Annotated in this window: 2 protein-coding genes; one reads left to right on the top strand and one right to left on the bottom strand. The window is 71.2% G+C overall.

Annotated features, from left to right (window positions below; translation table 11 throughout):
* Positions 1–46: 46 nt before the first annotated feature.
* Positions 47–18,790 carry a type I polyketide synthase gene (locus OG257_RS32615; RefSeq protein WP_329213240.1) on the top strand — a complete coding sequence of 6,248 codons (18,744 nt, stop codon included), beginning with the start codon at positions 47–49 and terminating at the stop codon, positions 18,788–18,790.
* Positions 18,791–18,894: 104 nt separating this feature from the next.
* On the opposite strand, the gene OG257_RS32610 is transcribed toward OG257_RS32615, so the two are convergent.
* Positions 18,895–20,094, bottom strand: coding sequence for a cytochrome P450 (locus OG257_RS32610; protein ID WP_329213238.1), 1,200 nt, complete (start codon positions 20,092–20,094; stop codon positions 18,895–18,897).
* Positions 20,095–20,191 lie beyond the last annotated feature (97 nt).

Below are 20,191 nucleotides of genomic sequence, written 5' to 3'. Positions count from 1 at the left end.
GGCCCTTCCGGATCCGACCACGACACACAGCGACAGCGAGGCCCTGATGTCCGACGAGCTGAAACTGCGGGACTACCTCAAGCGGGTCACGGCCGATCTGCACAGCACCAAGCAGCGGCTCCGGAACGTCGAGTCGGCGGAGCGCGAGCCGATCGCGATCGTGGGTATGTCCTGCCGGCTGCCGGGCGGTGTGGTCTCCCCGGAGGGGCTGTGGGATCTGGTCACGGCCGGCGGTGACGGGGTGACAGACTTCCCGGACGACCGCGGCTGGGACGCGGCCTGGGGCGGCGTGTCCGGGACGGGTGGTTTCGTCACCGGTGCGGGAGACTTCGACGCTGGCCTGTTCGGGATCAGCCCGCGTGAGGCGCTGGCCATGGACCCGCAGCAGCGGCTGCTGCTGGAAGGCGTCTGGGAGGCCTTCGAGTCCGCAGGGCTGGACCCGATGTCGCTCCGCGGTTCGGCGACCGGCGTGTACGCGGGGCAGATGTATCACGACTACGCGTCGAGCATGAGTGTGGTGCCGGAGGGCGTGGAGGCCTTCCTGGGCACCGGCAACGCCGGAAGCGTGCTGTCGGGTCGGGTGGCCTACACCTTCGGGCTCGAGGGTCCGGCGGTGACACTGGACACGGCGTGTTCGTCCTCGTTGGTCGCCCTGCACCTGGCAGCACAAGCACTCCGGTCGCGCGAGTGTGATCTTGCGGTGGCCGGCGGCGTGACGGTGCTGTCCACGCCGGGCGTATTCGTCGACTTCGCGCAACAGGGCGGGCTGTCGTCGGACGGGCGCTGCAAGTCCTTCGCGGCAGCGGCGGACGGAACCGGCTGGTCCGAGGGCGCGGCGGTGCTGGTCGTGGAACGGCTCTCCGACGCGCGGCGCAACGGACACCACGTCCTGGCCGTGGTGCGGGGTACCGCCGTGAACCAGGACGGCGCGAGCAACGGTCTGACAGCGCCGAACGGCCCCTCCCAGCAACGGGTGATCGAGCAGGCGCTGGCCAACGCCCGGCTGACGAGCGCGGACGTCGACGTCGTGGAGGCGCACGGCACCGGCACCCGCCTCGGCGACCCGATCGAGGCGCAGGCCCTGCTGGCCACCTACGGCCAGGACCGTGGTGAGAGCGACGAGCCGCTGTGGCTCGGTTCCGTCAAGTCGAACATCGGGCACACCCAGGCCGCCGCCGGAGCGGCAGGCGTGATCAAGATGGTCATGGCCCTACGACACGGGCTCATGCCGGCGACCCTGCACGTCGACGCCCCCTCCCCCCAAGTGGACTGGTCCGCGGGCGCGGTGGAACTGCTCACCCAGGCACGACCCTGGCCCGAAGCGGAGCGTCCGCGCCGCGCTGCGGTGTCCTCGTTCGGCATCAGCGGCACCAACGCGCACGTCATCCTGGAGCAGGCGCCCGATGGCGTCGAGGACGCGGAACCGGTTCGCGTGGTGCGGCCGGTAACGGTGCCGTGGCTGGTCTCGGCGAAGACCGCGGCCGGGCTCCAGGAACAGGTCCGTAACCTGCGCGCGTTCACCGCCGAACGTCCCGGCCTCGACCCGGTGGATGTGGGCTGGTCGACCGCGACGACACGGGCCGCTCTGGAACACCGCGCGGTGCTCACGGGCCCCGGCGCCGAGGAGACGGCGTCCGGTGTCGTCAGCACCGGTCGGCTGGCGATGCTGTTCACCGGCCAGGGCTCGCAGCGCGCCGGCATGGGGCTGGAACTGTACGCCGGGTTCCCGGTGTTCGCGGGAGCGTTCGACGCGGTGTGCGCCCGGCTCGACGCGCGCCTGGAGCGCCCGCTGCACGAGGTTCTGGCAGATGGGGTAGGTCTCGATCGGACGATGTGGGCGCAGGCGGGCCTGTTCGCGCTCGAGGTCGCGCTGTTCCGGCTCGCCGAGTCCTGGGGTGTGGTCCCGGACGTCCTGCTGGGCCACTCGCTGGGCGAGGTCACCGCCGCGCACGTGTCCGGCATCCTGTCCCTGGACGACGCCTGCGTGCTGGTCGCGGAGCGCGGCCGGCTGATGCAGACGCTGCCCGAGGGCGGAGGCATGCTCGCCGTCCAGGCCGCCGAAGCCGATGTCGCCGACTCCGGGCTGGAGGTCGCCGCCGTCAACGGCCCCCACTCCGTGGTGCTCTCCGGTGACGTGGGCGCGATCGAGCAGTACGCGGCCCGGTGCGCGGCCCGTGGCCTGCGGTTCAACGTGCTGTCGGTGTCGCACGCGTTCCACTCCGCCCTGATGGAACCGATGCTGGACGAGTTCGCCGGGGTGCTGGCCGGGCTGACGTACCACCCGGCACGGATCCCGGTGGTCTCCAACCTGACCGGCACCGTGGCGGAACCCGGGCTGATGCAGCGTCCGGAGTACTGGCTGGAGCAGGTGCGGCGGACCGTTCGGTTCGGCGACGGGGTCGCGGCGCTGGATGCCATGGGCGTGACGCGGTGTCTGGAGCTGGGCCCGGACGGTGTCCTGTCCGGGCTGGCACGCGAGACCGCCGGGGAAGCCGTGCTCGTGCCGATGCTGCGCAAGGACCGGGACGAGACCACCTGTGCGATCGGCGCTGTCGGACGGCTGTGGACGGTCGGCGTCGAGGTCGACTGGGCCGGGGTGTTCGCGGGCTGGGGCGCGCGCGTCGTCGCCCTTCCGTCATACGCGTTCCAGCGGGACCGGTACTGGCCCGAGCCGGGGGCCGGCCCGGCCCGCGCCGATGCCGCGGACTCGGTTTTCTGGGACGCGGTGGAGCGAGGGGACCTGCGGGAACTGGCGGGCCTCGAGGCCGCGCTGCCGGCGCTGACGTCGTGGCGGCGGCAGCGGCGGGAACAGGCGGCCGTGGACTCGTGGCGTTATCAGATCGCGTGGAAGCCGCTCGCCGGGCCGACCCCGGCTTCGCTCACGGGCACCTGGGTGGTGTGCGGGCGCCTGGACGAGAATGTCGTCCAGGCCCTGGGTGCTGCCGGCGCGACAGTGGTCAACGCGCCGGCCGACGAGGCCGCCTCCCAGCCGGACGTCGCCGGCGTCGTGCTGATCGCCGACGGCTGGGCGGACGTACTGGTCTCGGTACAGGCGTTGCGTGACGTCACCGCGCCGCTGTGGGTACTGACCCGGGGCGCGGTCTCCGTGAACCCGTCGGACCGGTCGGCGGACTCCTCACAGGCGACTGTGTGGGGAATGGGCCGCGTCGCCGCCCTGGAACTTCCGCACCGGTGGGGCGGTCTGGTCGACCTGCCCGCCGAGTGGACCGCCCGGACGGGCGCCCTGCTCACGGGCATCCTGGCCGACGGCTCCGAGGACCAGGTCGCCGTGCGTGGGCAGGGCGTCCACGGACGCCGGCTGGTGCGCGTCACTCCGGCACCCCGGACCGCTCCGGAGTGGCGCCCGGCCGGCACGGTCCTGATCACCGGCGGGACCGGCGCGCTCGGCATGGTGGTGGCGCGCTGGCTGGCGGGGCGCGGCGCCCCGCATCTGGTGCTGACCAGCCGCCGCGGCGTGGCGCCGGAAGGCCTCGTGGAGGAGCTCGGCGCGCTCGGCACCCGCGTCAGCGTCGTCGCGTGCGATGTCGCCGACCGGGACGCCCTCGCCTCGGTCATCGCCGGCGTTCCCGAGCAGTGGCCCCTCAGCGGTGTCGTCCACGCGGCCGGGATCGATGACCCCGAGGCGCTGGAGCGGACCGGGCAGGAGGCGATGGCCCGGGTGATGCGCAGCAAGGTCGAGGGAACGGTCCTGCTCGACGAGCTCACCCGGGGCCTGCCGCTCGACCAGTTCGTGGTGTTCTCGTCCATCGCAGCGACCTGGGGCGGCGGCGGTCAGAGCGCCTACGCGGCCGGCAACGCGTTCCTGGACGCGTGGGCGCAGAGCCGCCGTGACCGGGGGCTGCCGGCCACGTCGATCGCCTGGGGCCCGTGGGCCGAGGCGGGCATGGCCGTCCAGGGCGACGCCGGACAGCTGCTGCGCCGACAGGGACTGTCGCCGATGAGCCCTGACCTGGCCGTGCGCGCGTTGGCTCAGGCGATCGAGCAGGAGCACACCTGCGTGACCGTCGCGGACGTGGACTGGCCCAGGTTCGCCGCGGCGTTCACGCTGGTGAGGCCGAGTCCGCTGCTGTCCGACCTCCCCGAAGCGGCCGAAGCGACGGCCACCGGCGCCGTCCGCGGGAACGGCTCGGGCGCCGGATCCGGCTCCGAACTCCGGGACCTGCTCGCCGGCACCCCCGTCGCCGAGCACCAGCGGATCCTCCTGGACATGGTCCGGACCGCGGTCGCAACCGTTCTGCAGTACCCCGACACGCAGGCGGTCGACCCCGGACGGGCGTTCAAGGACCTGGGGTTCACCTCGCTCACGGCCGTGGAACTGCGCGATCTCCTCGTCGCACGGACCGGGCTGCGGCTCCCCGCCACCCTGGTGTTCGACTATCCGATGCCGCTGGCGCTGGTGCAGTACCTCATCGGGCAGGTGCTCGGCGAGGCCGACCACTCCCCCACGACGACGACGTCCACGCACGTCGATCCCCAGGAGCCGCTCGCGATCGTGGGCATGGCCTGCCGGTACCCCGGCGGCGTGACGTCCCCGGAGGAGCTGTGGCGGCTGGTCGCCGACGGGGCGGACGGCATCTCACCGTTCCCCCTCGACCGCGGCTGGCCGACTGCCGTGCCCAGCGGCATCGTCGAACTGGGCGGGTTCATGCCCGGCGTGGCCGACTTCGACCCCGCGTTGTTCGGGATCTCGCCGCGTGAGGCGCTCGCGATGGATCCGCAGCAGAGGCTGCTGCTGGAGGCGGCCTGGGAGACGTTCGAGTCGGCGGGCATGAACCCGCGGTCACTCCGCGGCCGGAACGTGGGCGTGTTCGCCGGTGCGGCCTCGTCCGGATACGGGGCGGCGGGGATACCGGGTGCCGAAGGGCACTTGATCACGGGTACCGCGGGCAGCGTCATTTCGGGCCGCCTTTCGTACACGTTCGGGCTCGAAGGTCCTGCGGTGACGGTGGATACGGCGTGTTCCTCGTCGTTGGTGGCTTTGCATCTGGCGGCGCAGGCGCTGCGCAGTGGCGAGTGCGACATGGCGTTGGCCGGTGGTGTGACGGTGATGGCCACGCCGGGCGCGTTCATCGAGTTCGACCGGCAGGACGGGCTGGCCGGTGACGGCCGGTGCAAGGCGTTCTCCGCGGCGGCCGACGGGACGGGATGGTCCGAGGGCGTCGGTCTGGTGATGCTGGAGCGGCTGTCGGATGCCGAGCGCAACGGGCACCAGGTGCTGGCGGTGGTGCGCGGCAGTGCCATCAACCAGGACGGCGCGAGCAACGGTCTGACCGCGCCGAACGGTCCGTCGCAGCAGCGGGTCATCCGACAGGCACTGGCGAACGCCCGGCTGACCGGTGCGGACGTCGACGCGGTCGAGGCCCATGGGACGGGCACGCGTCTGGGCGACCCGATCGAGGCCCAGGCGCTGCTGGCCACCTATGGCCGGGAACGGGGTGAGGGTGGCGGCCCGCTGTGGCTGGGTTCGGTGAAGTCGAACATCGGCCACGCCCAGTCCGCGGCGGGTGTCGCGGGTGTGATCAAGATGGTGATGGCGTTGCGGCACGGTGTGTTGCCTGCGACGTTGCATGTGGATGAGCCGTCGCCGGAGGTGGACTGGTCGGCGGGTGCGGTGGAGCTTCTTACGGAGTCCCGGGCTTGGCCCGAGGTGGAGCGTCCGCGGCGTGCGGCGGTGTCGTCGTTCGGGATGTCCGGCACGAATGCGCACGTGATCTTGGAGCAGGCGTCGCCGGGGGTTCCGGTCCAGGCTCCGACAGCTCCGGCTTCGGGTGTGTCAGCGTGGGTGGTGTCGGCGAAGTCCGAGGCGGCGCTGCGGTCGCAGATCGAGCGGTTGCGGTCGTTCGTGGCGGAGGCTCCGGAGCTGGATCCGGTGGACGTGGGGTGGTCGCTGGCGACGACACGTGCCGCGCTGGAACATCGCGCGTTCGTCGTCGGCGAGAGCCGGGACGAGCTGCTGGCCGCCCTGCCCACGGCCGTCGGGTCTGTCGCGGGTTCTGGTGGTGTGGTGTTCGTGTTCCCGGGCCAGGGCTCGCAGTGGGTTGGCATGGCAAGGGAGTTGTGGGACACCTCCCCTGTGTTCCGGGAGCGGCTGACCGAGTGCGAGACCGCGCTCTCTCCGTATGTGGACTGGTCTCTGACCGACGTCGTCCTGCATGACGGTGATGTGGACCGGGTGGATGTGGTCCAGCCGGTGCTGTGGGCGGTCATGGTCGCCCTCGCCGAAGTATGGCGGTCTGCGGGCGTGGTGCCGTCCGCGGTCGTGGGCCATTCGCAGGGTGAGATCGCCGCCGCGTGTGTGGCGGGCTGGCTCTCGTTGGACAACGCCGCGCGCGTTGTGGCGTTGCGGTCGCAGGCACTGGTCGCCATCGCCGGCGGCGGAGGCATGGTGTCGGTCGCGGCCGGGCTCGGGACGGTCGAGGACTTGGCGTCGGGCTGGGCCGGCCGGGTGTCGGTGGCGGCGGTGAACGGCCCGTCCTCCACTGTCGTCTCCGGCGACGCCGAGGCCTTGGACGAGTTCATGGCCGAGTGCGAGGGGCGTGACATCCGCACGCGCCGGATCCCGGTGGACTATGCGTCCCACTCGCCGCACATGGACCAGCTCCGGGAACAAATCCTTGCGGATCTGGCCGGGTTGTCCCCGGTTGTGGGTACGGTTCCGATGATCTCCACGCTGACCGGTGACGCTGTCAACGGTGATCTCGACGCCCAGTACTGGTTCGACAACCTTCGCTCCACGGTCGAGTTCGAGACCGCGGTCCGTTCCCTCCTCGAACGGGGCATGCGTACGTTCATCGAAGTCAGCGCGCACCCGGTGTTGACCGTGGGCGTTGAGGAGACGGTCGACGCGGTCGGTGTCGAGGCCGTGGTCCTGGGCACGCTGAGGCGTGGTGAGGGCGGGATGCGGCGCGTCCTGTCCTCCCTGGGCGAAGCGTGGACGGCAGGCGTCGACGTGGACTGGACTGCGGTGCTCACCGGCCGTCAAGTCTCTTTGCCGACATATGCGTTCCAGCATGAGCGGTTCTGGCTGGACGCGCCGTCGCCGTCGCCGTCGGTCCAGGGCACCGCCGGGGTGGTGGATGCGGTCGAGTCCCGGTTCTGGGATGCCGTGGAGCGCGGTGATCTCGACGAGCTCGCGGGCACGCTCCAGTTGTCGGAGGCCCCGCAACTGCTGGGGTCGGTGGTTCCTGCGCTGGCGTCATGGCGCCGGGAGCGACGGCAGAGGTCCGTCATCGACACCTGGCGCTATCGGGTGGTGTGGAAGCCCCTGGAGGCCACGCAAACCGCCACCCTGTCGGGCACCTGGTTGGTAGTGGGGCCTGAAGGCAGCGATGTGGCCGGGGCGTTGACGGGGGCGGGTGCCGAGGTGGTGGGCCTGCCGGTGGACGCGGTGTCGGACCGTGCCGCTCTGGCCGTGCGGATCGCCGAGGTCCGGGACGTGCGTGGTGTGGTGCTGGTGGCCGGGTCGGCTTCGGCCGGCCGGGCGGCTGCCGGTGGCGGTGTGGTCGACGAACTCACCGATCTGACGGTGCTGTTGCAGGCGCTGGGTGATGCGGGGGTCGACGCGCCGTTGTGGGTGGCGACGCGGGGTGCGGTCGCTGTGGGCGCCTCGGACCGGGTGGTCGATGCGGTGCAGGCTGCGGTGTGGGGTCTGGGCCGGGTCGCTGCCCTGGAGTTCCCGCAGCGCTGGGGCGGCATGATCGACCTGCCGGCAGAACTCGATGCCCGAGCCTCCGGCCGACTGGCCGCGGTTCTTGCCGACGCTGCCGAGGACCAGGTCGCTGTGCGCGGCTCCGGGGTGTACGGGCGCAGGCTGGCACACGCAGTGCCGGCGGCTGTGGCGGATGAGGGATGGCAGCCCTCGGGGACGGTGCTGGTCACCGGTGGCACCGGTGCGCTGGGTGTGGAGGTGGCGCGCTGGCTAGCGGGCCGGGGTGTGCCGCATCTGGTGCTGACCAGCCGCCGCGGCGTGGCGCCGGAGGGCCTGGTGGAAGAGCTGGCCGCGCTCGGCACTCGTGTCAGCGTCGTCGCGTGTGATGTGGCCGACCGGGATGCGCTGGCTGAGGTGATCTCTGGTGTTCCCGCCGAGTGGCCGCTCACGGGTGTGGTGCATGCGGCTGGTGTCGGGGATGCGCAGTTGCTGGAGGTGGCCGACCGGGACACGACGGCCGCGGTGGTCGGCGCGAAGATCGACGGTGTCGTGCACCTGGACGAGCTGACAGTCGGCCTGCCGCTGGACCTGTTCATCGTGTTCTCCTCCGGCGCCGCCATTTGGGGCGGTGCCGGCCAGGGCGCCTACGCAGCCGGCAACGCGTTCCTCGACGCCTGGGCACAGGACCGCCGGGAGCGGGGCCTGCCCGCAACGTCGGTGGCCTGGGGACCCTGGGACGGCGCCGGAATGGCCGTCCAAGGGGACACACAGCAGCTTCTGCGCAGGCGTGGCATGTCGCCGATGGACCCGGAACTCGCCATACGCGCCCTCGCGGCAGCCGTCGACGCCGACCAGTCGGGACTCACGGTCGCCGACATCAACTGGCCCACGTTCGCCGCGTCATTCACCGCGATCCGCCCCAGCCGGCTGCTAGCCGACCTGCCGGAAGCCATCAGCAGGCCGGTCTCGTCGGACGAGCACGACGGGTCGGCCGGTCTGCGGCAGCAGCTCGACGGGATGCACGCCGGGCAACGCCGGCAACTGGTGCTCGACGTGGTGCGCACCCATGCGGCGGCGGTCCTCGGGCATGCGGGCACGGAATCGGTGGAGGCGTCCCGGGCGTTCCGAGACCTGGGCTTCGACTCCCTCATGGCCGTGGAAGTACGCAACCGCCTCCAGTCAGTCACGGGCCTGCGGCTTCCCACCACACTCGTCTTCGACCACCCCACCCCACTGGAGCTGACGGAGTTCCTCCTGGTCGAACTCACGGGGACCGAACCCGGCGCACCGTCGCAGACACGACCGGTGTCAACTGCGATCGGCGCCGATGAGCCGGTCGCGATTGTGGGCATGGCCTGCCGCTTCCCCGGCGGTGTGACCTCCGCCGAATCCTTGTGGAACCTGGTCGAGAGTGCGGGCGACGCGGTCGGCCCGTTCCCGGCGGACCGTGGCTGGCCCGCCTCGATCGCCGGCTGGGGTGCGTTCCTCGATGGTGCCGACGAGTTCGACGCCGACCTCTTCGGCATCAGCCCCCGCGAAGCCCTCGCCATGGACCCACAGCAACGGCTCCTGCTCGAAACAGCGTGGGAGGCGTTCGAGTCGGCAGCTCTCGACCCCGGCAGGCTGCGCGGGTCTTCGACCGGCGTGTTCGTGGGCGGCACCGCATCCGGCTACGGCACCGGGACACAGATGCCGCAGGGCGCGGAGGGTCATCTGCTGACCGGTAACGCGACCAGCGTCATGTCGGGGAGGGTTTCTTACGCGTTCGGCCTGGAAGGCCCCGCGATCACCGTCGACACAGCATGCTCCTCATCCCTGGTCGCCCTGCACCTGGCCGCACAAGCCCTACGCACCGGCGAATGCGACATGGCGCTGGCCGGCGGTGTGACCGTGATGGCCAGCCCAGGTGTGTTCGCCGAGTTCGACCGCCAGGGCGGACTCGCCTCCGACGGCCGCTGCAAGTCCTTCGCCGCCTCCTCCGACGGCATGGGCTGGGGCGAGGGCGTCGGCCTCCTCCTCGTCGAACGACTCTCCGATGCCCACCGCAACAACCACCAGATCCTCGCCGTCCTGCGCGGCAGCGCCGTCAACCAGGACGGCGCCTCCAACGGCCTCAGCGCCCCCAACGGCCCCTCCCAACAACGCGTCATCCAGCAGGCTCTCGCCAACGCGCACCTGACGACCTCGGACGTCGATGTCGTCGAAGCCCACGGCACCGGCACCCGTCTCGGCGACCCGATCGAAGCCCAAGCACTCCTGGCCACCTACGGCCAAACCCGGGGCGACAACCACGAACCCCTCTGGGTCGGATCCGTAAAGTCCAACATCGCCCACACCCAAGCCGCCGCAGGCGTCGCAGGCGTCATCAAGATGGTCATGGCCCTGCGCCACGGACTCATGCCCGCCACCCTCCACATCGACGCACCCACCCCACAGGTCGACTGGACCGCCGGCGCGATAGAACTCCTCACCGAAGCACGCCCCTGGCCCGAAACCGACGACCGGCCCCGCCGCGCCGCTGTGTCCTCCTTCGGCATCAGCGGCACCAACGCACACGTCATCCTCGAACAAGCCCCCACCCCGGAACCCCAGCCGACTGTTCCGACACAGCAGACGCCAGGCCTCGTGCCGTGGATGGTCTCAGCGAAGTCCGACACCGCCCTGCAGGCCCAAATCGAACGCCTGCGGTCCTTCGTCGTGGAGAGACCGGAACTGGACCCGGTGGACATGGGCTGGTCCCTGGCCACCACCCGGAACCAACTCCAGCACCGCGTCGTCCTGGCCGACGGTGACGTGCTTGCCACAGGTGTCGCCGGCGAAGGCAAAACCGCGTTCCTGTTCACCGGCCAGGGCTCCCAGCGAACCGGCATGGGCCTCGGGCTGTACAAGCAGTTCCCAGTGTTCGCGGAAGCCTTTGACGCGGTGTGCGCACGGCTCGACGTCCGCCTGGAACGCCCGCTGCGCGACGTCCTCACCGACGGCACCGACCTGGACCACACCGTGTGGGCGCAGGCGAGCCTCTTCGCTCTTGAGGTCGCCCTGTTCCGGCTGGTGGGGTCCTGGGGCGTGACCCCGGACGTGCTCCTGGGCCACTCCCTGGGCGAGATCACCGCCGCGCACGTCGCGGGCATCCTCGACCTGGACGACGCCTGCACCCTGGTCGCCGAACGCGGCCGGCTGATGCAGGCACTGCCCGCCGGCGGCGGCATGCTCGCCGTCCAGGCCACCGAAGCCGATGTTGCGGACTCCGGCCTGGACATCGCCGCCGTCAACGGCCCCAACTCGGTAGTCCTTTCCGGCACCACCGAAGCCATCGAGCACTACGCAGCCCAATGCGCCGCCCGCGGCCTACGGTTCAACGTCCTGTCCGTGTCGCACGCGTTCCACTCCGCCCTCATGGAACCGATGCTGGGCGAATTCGCGACCGTCCTGTCCGGACTGACGTACCACCCGGCCCGGATCCCAGTGGTCTCGAACCTGACCGGAGCCATCGCCGAACCCGGTGTCATGCAGCAGCCGGAGTACTGGCTGAACCAAGTGCGGCAGCCGGTGCGATTCACCGACGGTGTCACCGCCATCGATGCCATGGGCGTGACACGGTATGTGGAGCTCGGCCCCGACGGCGTCCTGTCCGCCATGGCCCAGAACACCACCTCCGACGCCGAGTTCGTCCCCGTCCTGCGCAAGGACCGCGACGAAACCGACACCGCACTCACCGCGATCAGCCGCCTGTGGGCCACCGGCACCGAGGTAGACTGGACGGCCGTGTTCTCCGGCTGGGGCGGCCGCGTCGTCGACCTGCCGACCTACGCCTTCCAGCGCGCCCGGTACTGGCCGGAGCCGGCCGCCGAACCCACCGCCGCGCCGAGTAACGGCGACCTGACCGAGACCCGGTTCTGGGACGCCGTCGAACGCGAAGACCTCCAGCAACTGGCCACCGAACTGGAACTGTCCGAAGCCCCCGCCGCGCTCGGCGACGTGCTCCCGGTGCTGTCGACCTGGCGGCGACGACGACGCGAACGCTCCGTCGTGGACTCCTGGCGGTACCGGGTCACATGGAAGCCGCTCACCGGCCCTCCGCCCACGGCGTCCTTGACGGGGACATGGGTGGTCGTCGGTTCCGGGCGGACGGATGTGGCCGCGGCGCTGACCGGGGCCGGGGCTTCAGTGATCAATGTGCCCCTCGACGACGGTTCGACAGGGCGGCAGGACCTGGCGGCGACACTCGAACGCCTTGCCGGCGAAGCCCACGACCTGTCCGGTGTCGTGCTGCTGGCCGATGCCGCCGAGGCCACCCTGCCGGCGCACAGTGGCATTCATGCACCTCTCGCGGTCGTGCTGTCGATGGTGCAGGCCTGGGCTGATGCGCAGGCATCCGTGCCGTTGTGGGTGGCAACCTGTGGCGCGGTGTCGACCGGGAAGTCGGATCCGCTGCGCAGCCCTGGCCAGGCCGCCGTCTGGGGCCTGGGCCGGGTCGCCGCGCTGGAGTTCCCCCAGCAATGGGGCGGCCTGGTCGACCTGCCAGCCGAACTGGACGCCCGTGCCGCCGCCCGGTTCGCCGGAGTCCTGGCCGACGGCGGCGAGGACCAGGTCGCCGTTCGCGGGTCCGGCGTCCACGGCCGGCGCGTCCTGCGGGCCGAGCCCGTGGCACCGACCAGCGGGACGTGGAGTCCGTCGGGAACGGTGCTGGTCACGGGAGGCACCGGTGCGCTGGGCTCCATGGTGGCGCGCTGGCTCGCCGGCCGGGGTGTGCCGCACCTGGTGCTGACCAGCCGCGGCGGCGTGGCACCCGAGGGCCTGGTGGAGGAACTGTCCGAGTCCGGCGCCCGGGTCACCGTAGCCGCGTGCGACGTCGCCGACCGGGACGCCCTCGCCGCGGTGATCGCCGCCATTCCGGCGGAATGGCCACTGACCGGCATCGTGCACACCGCCGGCCTGGACGCTCCGCAGCGGCTGGAAGAGGCCGCACCGCAGGTGTTCGCTTCCGTGCTCCGGGCGAAGACCGAGGGGACCGTGCACCTGGACGAGCTGACGGCCGGTCTGCCGATAGACCTGTTCGTGGTCTTCTCGTCGATCTCGGCGACGTGGGGCAGCGGCGGTCAGGGTGCGTACGCGGCAGGCAACGCGTTCCTGGACGCCTGGGTGCAGCACCGCCGCGATCGTGGACTCGCGGGCACGTCGGTGGCATGGGGCCCGTGGGCCGAGGTGGGAATGGCCACGCTGGGTGAGACGGAGGACTACCTGCGTCGGCGGGGGCTGAACACGATGAACCCGGTGCTCGCGATGCGGGCACTGGCCCAGGCGATCGACGCAGGACCGGACACCTTGACGGTGGCCGACGTGGACTGGCCCGCCTTCGTTCCCGCCTTCACCTCGGCCCGGTCCAGTGCGCTGTTCGCCGACCTGCCCGAGGCCACCGACCGGTCCGGCACTGCCGACGGCGGGACTCTCGGCGCAGAGCTGCCGTTGCGCAATGAACTGACGGCCGTGTCCGAGGTACGGCAGCAGGAGATACTGCTGGACCTGGTACGGGAACAGGCTTCGAGGGTGCTGGGTCACTCCGGCGCCGGAGCGGTGGAGCCGGGCCGGGCGTTCCGTGATCTGGGCTTCGACTCGCTGATGGCCGTCGAGCTGCGCAATGTGCTGTCCACTCACACCGGGCTCGCCCTGCCCGCGACGCTGGTGTTCGACTACCCCACGCCGCGTGTTCTGGCCGAGTACCTCCAGTCCCAACTGCTCGGCGTGGCCCAGCCTGTGGAACTGGTGCGGACCCGGACGGGTGCGGCTGACGAACCACTGGCGATCGTGGGCATGGCCTGCCGCTACCCGGGCGGGATCACATCGCCCGAACAGCTGTGGGACCTGGTGGCCGGTGGGGTGGACGGACTGTCGGTGTTCCCGGCGGACCGCGGCTGGCCGGTGGAGGTGTCAGGAATCGCCGGTGGCCTGGGCGGGTTCGTCGAGGACGCGGACGGGTTCGACGCCGGCCTGTTCGGAATCAGCCCGCGTGAGGCACTGGCCATGGACCCGCAGCAGCGCCTGCTCCTGGAAACCGCGTGGGAGACGTTCGAGTCGGCCGGAATGGATCCGCAGTCACTGCATGGCCGCAGCGTCGGCGTGTTCGCCGGCGCGTCCTCGTCCGGATACGGAGCCGCGGGAGTACCGGGTACCGAAGGCCACCTGCTGACCGGTACCGCAGGCAGTGTCATCTCCGGCCGCCTCTCGTACACGTTCGGGCTGGAAGGTCCGGCCGTGACAGTGGACACGGCGTGTTCCTCGTCGCTGGTGGCCCTGCACCTGGCCGCCCAGGCACTGCGAGGCGGCGAGTGCGAAGTGGCACTGGCCGGCGGGGTGACGGTGATGGCCACGCCAGGAGCGTTCGTCGAATTCGACCGGCAGGACGGCGTGGCCGGTGACGGACGTTGCAAGGCGTTCGCGGCGGCCGCCGACGGAACCGGATGGGCCGAGGGCGTCGGTCTGGTGATGCTGGAGCGGCTCTCCGACGCCCGGCGCCACGGACATCAGGTGCTGGCGGTGATGCGCGGCAGTGCGATCAACCAGGACGGTGCGTCCAACGGGCTGACAGCACCGAACGGCCCATCCCAGCAGCGAGTGATCCAGCAGGCCCTGGCCAACGCCCGGCTGACCGGCGCCGACATCGATACGGTAGAAGCCCATGGCACAGGCACACGGCTGGGTGACCCGATCGAGGCGCAGGCCCTCCTGGCCACCTACGGTCAGGACCGCGGCGAGGGCAACGAACCGCTTTGGCTGGGCTCGGTCAAGTCGAACATCGGCCACACCCAGGCCGCCGCGGGCGTCGCGGGTGTGATCAAGATGGTCATGGCCATGCGACATGGCCTGATGCCCGCCACCCTGCACGTCGACGAGCCGTCGCCGCAGGTGGACTGGGAGGCGGGCTCGGTGGAACTGCTCACCGAGGCACGTCCCTGGCCCGAGATCGATGATCGCCCCCGGCGTGCGGCGGTGTCCTCCTTCGGGATGTCCGGGACGAACGCACACGTGATTCTGGAGCAGGCACCGGTCCAGGAACCGGAGCTGGTTCCGGAGCTGCCCGGTCCGGGTGTGCTGTCACCTGATTCGGGTGTGTCGGCGTGGGTGGTGTCGGCGAGGTCTGCGGAGGCGTTGCAGGCACAGGCGGAGCGGTTGCGGTCGTTCGTGGCGGATCGGCCGGAGCTGGACGTGGCGGACGTGGGATGGTCGCTGGCGACCGGCCGGGCTGCGCTGAAGCATCGTGCGGTGGTGGTGGGTGAGGGACCGGAAGAGCTGCTGGCCGGTCTGTCCGGGGTCGTTACGGGGCTTGGCGCGGGTTCTGCCGGTGGGGCGGGTCCTTCGGGTGGTGTGGTGTTTGTGTTCCCGGGTCAGGGTGCGCAGTGGGTGGGCATGGCGCGGGAGTTGTGGGAGTGCTCGGACGTGTTCCGGGAGCGCTTGCTGGAGTGCGAGGCGGCGCTGGCGCCGTTTGTGGACTGGTCGTTGTCCGGGGTGTTGCTGGAGGGCGGGGACCTGGGCCGGGTGGATGTGGTCCAGCCGGTCTTGTGGGCGGTGATGGTGGCGTTGGCGGAGGTGTGGCGGTCGGCGGGCGTGGTGCCGTCGGTGGTGGTGGGTCACTCGCAGGGGGAGATCGCCGCTGCGTGTGTGGCGGGCCGGCTCTCGTTGGAGGACGGGGCGCGGGTGGTGGCGCTGCGGTCGAAGGCGCTGGTCTCGGTGGCCGGTGGTGGCGCGATGGTCTCGGTGGCCGCGGACCGGAAGGCTGTCGGGGATCTGGTCTCGGGCTGGGCGGGGGTGTCGGTGGCGGCCGTGAACGGCCCCTCGTCCACCGTAGTGTCCGGGGAAGTCGGTGCCCTCGAGGAGCTGATGGCCGAGTGCGAGCGGCGGGGGATCCGGGCGCGGCGGATCGCGGTGGACTACGCGTCGCACTCCTCACGGATGGAGGAGCTGCGTGAGCGGATCCTGACGGATCTGGCTGAGCTGTCCCCGGCCGTCGGCGGCACGGTGACGATGTTCTCCACGCTCACCGGCCGGCTGGTGGAGAGCCGCCTGGACGCGCAGTACTGGTTCGACAACCTGCGCTCCACGGTGGAGTTCGAGGACGCGGTCCGCACCTTGCTGGAACAGGGGATGCGTACCTTCATCGAGGTGAGCCCGCATCCGGTACTCACGGTCGGCATCGAGGAGACCCTCGACGCGGCGAACGTCCAAGCTGCGGTACTGGGCACGCTGCGGCGTGACGAAGGCGGGCTGCGCCGAGTGCTGACCTCCCTGGGCGAGGCCTGGAAGGCCGGCATCGACGTCAACTGGCCCGCCGTACTCAACGGCCACCGCACCCAGCTCCCGACGTACGCCTTCCAGCGCGAACGGTACTGGCCGCAGCCGGTGAAGACGACCGCTGCCGATATGGCGGACGCCCCGTTCTGGGACGCCGTCGAGCGCGGGGATCTGGAGGAACTGCCCGGACTCGAATCGGCTCTTCCCGCCCTGTCCGAGTGGCGACAGCGTCACCAGCAGCGTTCGCTGCTCGACTCGTGGCGCTACCGGATCGTCTGGAAGCCGAGCGCCGATCTGCCGGTCGCCACGGGCAACCCCGGTACCTGGCTGCTCGTCACGTCGATCGACGAGCCGCGGACCGAGATCGCTGCCGCACTGGCCGACGCCGGCGCCACCGTGGTGCGCCTGCCTGTTGACGGTGCCCGCATGACACGGCAGGGCCTCACGGAGCAGCTGAAGCACGCACTCGTCGAATCCGACCGGCTCGCCGGAGTGGTGTCGCTGATGTCGCTCGGCGCGAGCGACGAGAGGGCGGGAGTCGAGGGGACGCTGGAGCTGACCCACGCGCTCCGCGACGCCGGTATCGACGCCCGGTTGTGGTGCGTCACCTCGGGCGCGGTGTCGACCGGTGCGTCCGACCCGGTCCGCAATCCCGCACAGGCGCTCCTCTGGGGCCTCGGCCGTGCGATCGACCGCGCCGGATCGGACCGCTGGGGCGGCCTGATCGACCTGCCCGAGGAGCCGGCTGCCCGTCACTGGCCGCTGTTCACCGCCGCGCTGCTGGCCGGACCCGAGCAACTGGCCATTCGTGACCAGCAGATGCGGGTGCCCCGGCTGGTGCCGGACGTGGCGAACCCCGTGACCGACGGCGAGCCGGTCCGCTGGCCCGAATCCGGGACCGTACTGGTGGTCGGCGGCACCGGCGTGATCGGTGCGGGAACGGCACGTTGGCTCGCCGACAACGGGGTGCGGCACCTGCTGCTCACCGGACGGGAGGGCGCGGCGGGCCGCGGCGTGACCGAACTGGTCGCCGACCTGACCGGGCGTGGGGCGCAGGTGACGGTCGTGGGCTGCGAACCGGCGGACCGTGCCGCTCTGGCACGGGTGCTCGCGGAGATCCCCGGCGAGCAGCCGCTGGCCGCCGTCGTGTATGCGCCCGAGATCGCCTCGGACACCGAGCCGTCGGCTCTGGGCACCGCCGGGATCGACGTGATCGACCACGTCGTGGCCGGTGCCCGGCACCTGCACGAGCTCACCATCGATCTCGACCTGACCGCGTTCGTGCTGCTGGCCTCGGTCAGCGGGGTCTGGGGGGACGCCCGGCAGGTGACCCGTTCGGCCACCGGCGCCTACCTCGACGCCCTGGCCGCATACCGGCGCGCGGGGGGAGCTGCCGCGGTCTCGGTGGCCTGGGGGCCGTGGACGGACTCCGCCGCCGGTGATCCGGAAGAGCTGGAGTGGCTGCGGCAGAGCAGCCTGCGGGCGATGCCGCCGGAGGCCGCGGCGGGTGTCCTCGGACGGCTTCCGGTCCGGTCCGACGCCGGCGGCGTGGTCGTCGCCGACGTCAACTGGCCCCGGTTCGCCGCCGCATACACGGAGGACCGTGACCGGCACCTGCTCAGCGACCTGCCCGAGGTGCGCCGCCTGCGCGGCATCGGCACGACGGCCGGTGAGGGCGACGGTCCCGGCGACCTCCGCGAGCGGCTGGAGAAGCTGCCACGCGCCGAGCGGCGCCGAGCGACCCTCGACCTGGTCCGGGCACACACGGCCGCCGTACTCGCCTATCCGGACGTGGAGGCGGTCGAGCCGGACCGCGAGTTCCTCGAGTTGGGTATGAGCTCCCTGACTGCGGTCGAGCTGCGCAATGCGCTGCAGGTCGCCACCGGTGTGCCGCTGTCCAGTGCGATCGTGTTCGAGCACGCGACACCAGCCGCACTGGCCGCACACGTGCAGCAGATACTGCTCGGCCCTGACACCGACGACGCCGAGGCAGGCCCCGACGCCGGATCGCGCGGCGGTGGAATCCTGCGGTCGCTGCTGCAGGAGGCCGCGCGCGAGGACAGATTGGGCAAGTTCATGGAGTTCCTCATGGAGGCGGCGAGCTTCCGCCCGAAGTTCGAGGACCCCGACGAACTCGAGGTGTCGCCGGCTCCTGTCTTCCTCGCCCGTGGTGACGGGCGGCTGCGGATCATCGGCCAGTGCGGCACCTCAGCTGTGGCCGGACCTCATGAGTTCGCCCGGTTCGCCACGCCGTTCCGCGGGGAGCGCGACGTCATCGCGCTTCCGGTGCCCGGCTACCGTGACGGCGAGCTGTTGCCGTCCGGCCCCGACGCGGTGCTGACCTGGCAGGCGAAGACCCTGCTGGAGAGCGTGGGCGACGACCCGTTCGTGATCGTCGGACACTCCGGCGGCGGTCTGTTCGCCCACGCGCTCGCCTACCGGCTGGAACAGATGGGCGTCGTGCCGGCCGGTGTCGTCCTCGTCGACGCCTACCAGCTGGACCAGCCGGTGTACGAGGAGTGGAAGAACGAGCTCAACGACGGCATGTTCCAGCGTGAGGACCTGTACGTGCCCATGAACGACATCCGCCTCACCGCGCAGGCCTGGTACGGCAGGATGTTCGCGCTGTTCCAGCCCCGGGCCATCCAGGCTCCGACGCTCGTGGTGCGGGCGTCGGAGCCGATCGGGGAGTGGAACCGCGAAGAGGACTGGCGGGCCTCCTGGAGCCTGCCGCACACGGCTGTCGACGTGCCGGGCAACCATTTCACGATCATGCGCGAGCACGGCGGGACGACCGCCATGGCGGTCAGCAGGTGGCTGGAGGAACTCGGTTGAGGGTGATCGGCGGTGGGCTACGGCCCACCGCCGGCCGGTCGCGGTGGCGGCCGGGCGATCACGGGGACGTGCTCGGACTGAAGCCCGAGCTCAACCTCGGTCGGCTACCGGCGGTACGCGACCCGCAGCGGGAGGCTCTTGAGCCCGAGGACGAAGCTGAAGCGGGTGTGCCACCGCAGGTCGTCCGTGGCGAACTCGATGGTCTCGTACCGCCGGAGGAGTTCGGTCAGGGCGATGGAGACCTCCGCCTTGCCCAGCATCGCGGCTATGCAGGCGTGCGGGCCCGAGCCGAAGGCGAGCGACCTCACCCCGGTGCGGCGCACGTCCAGCCGGTCCGGTTCCTCGAATCTGGCCGGGTCGCGGTGCGCGGACCCGGTGATGCCCAGCACCGAGGAGCCTGCCGGGATGACGGTGCCGTCGAGGACCAGGTCGCCGCTCAGCTGCCGGGCGATGATCTGCACCGTGGCGTTGTACCGGGCGAGTTCCTCGAAGGCGGGTTCGACGAGTTCGGGGTGCTCGCGCAGGATCCGCAGCTGGTCCGGGTGCGTGAGCAGCGAGTGGATCGCGTTCCCGATGACGTTGACCGTGGTCTCGTGGCCGGCGTTGAACAGCAGCAGCACCTGGGCGATGACGTCCTCGTCGCTCAGCCCGTCGCCGTTGGCGTCCTTCCGCATCAGCATGGAGAGGACGTCGTCGCGTGGGTGGCTGCGCCGGAGCTCCATCTGCTCCCGGATGTAGGCGTTGAACTGGGGTTCCGCCCGGTTCATCGCGATGCGCATCTGCGGGGTGATGAGGGGGTCGACGATGTTCGCGATGGCGTTCGTCCACTCCAGACAGCGCCCGGCGTCCTCGACCGGGATGCCGAGCAGCCCGCAGACGATGGCGATCGGCACCGGCGTGGCGAACTGGCCGATCAGGTCGATCTCGCCCTCGCCCAGCTCGTCGATCAGGCTGCTGACGATCCGGTGGATCTCCGGCCTCAGTCCCTCGACGGCGTTCGGAGTGAGCGCCCGGGCCACCAGGCGGCGCAGCCGCCGGTGCTCGGCGCCGTCCTTCACCACCATCCACCGCCGCATGCTGCGCATGGCGGGGGCGTCCCGGCCGCCGCGCAGGGCGGTGAACAGGGGGTCCTCGGGGACGGCCGCCGATGTCTGCGGCGCGCGCAGGAAGGCATCGACGTCGGCGTAGCGGGCGAGTGTCCAGAAGCCGTGCGGTGAATGATGGATCGGCTCTGTTTCCCGCAGCCGCCGATAATAGTTGTACCGGTCGTTCATCAGGGCCGGGTCAGTCAGGTCGAAAAGCATTCGGGCATTGTCCACTTGTCGCCCAGCCAATCCGATCGGAAGCAGCGGCAAAAGCGTATGAGAAAGACGGACGACGTCAACCCCTAAATGCCACCCC

It is taken from the genome of Streptomyces sp. NBC_00683, assembly GCF_036226745.1.
Taxonomy (GTDB): Bacteria; Actinomycetota; Actinomycetes; order Streptomycetales; family Streptomycetaceae; genus Streptomyces.
Note: the sequence above shows the minus strand (reverse complement) of the source record. Positions and strands in the feature narration are given on the sequence as shown.

What these genes read in the sequence shown, in the direction of transcription:
- OG257_RS32615 (WP_329213240.1), top strand. Translation starts at nt 47, where the DNA reads ATGTCCGACGAGCTGAAACTGCGGGACTACCTCAAGCGGGTCACGGCC.
- OG257_RS32610 (WP_329213238.1), bottom strand. Translation starts at nt 20,094, where the DNA reads ATGCTTTTCGACCTGACTGACCCGGCCCTGATGAACGACCGGTACAAC.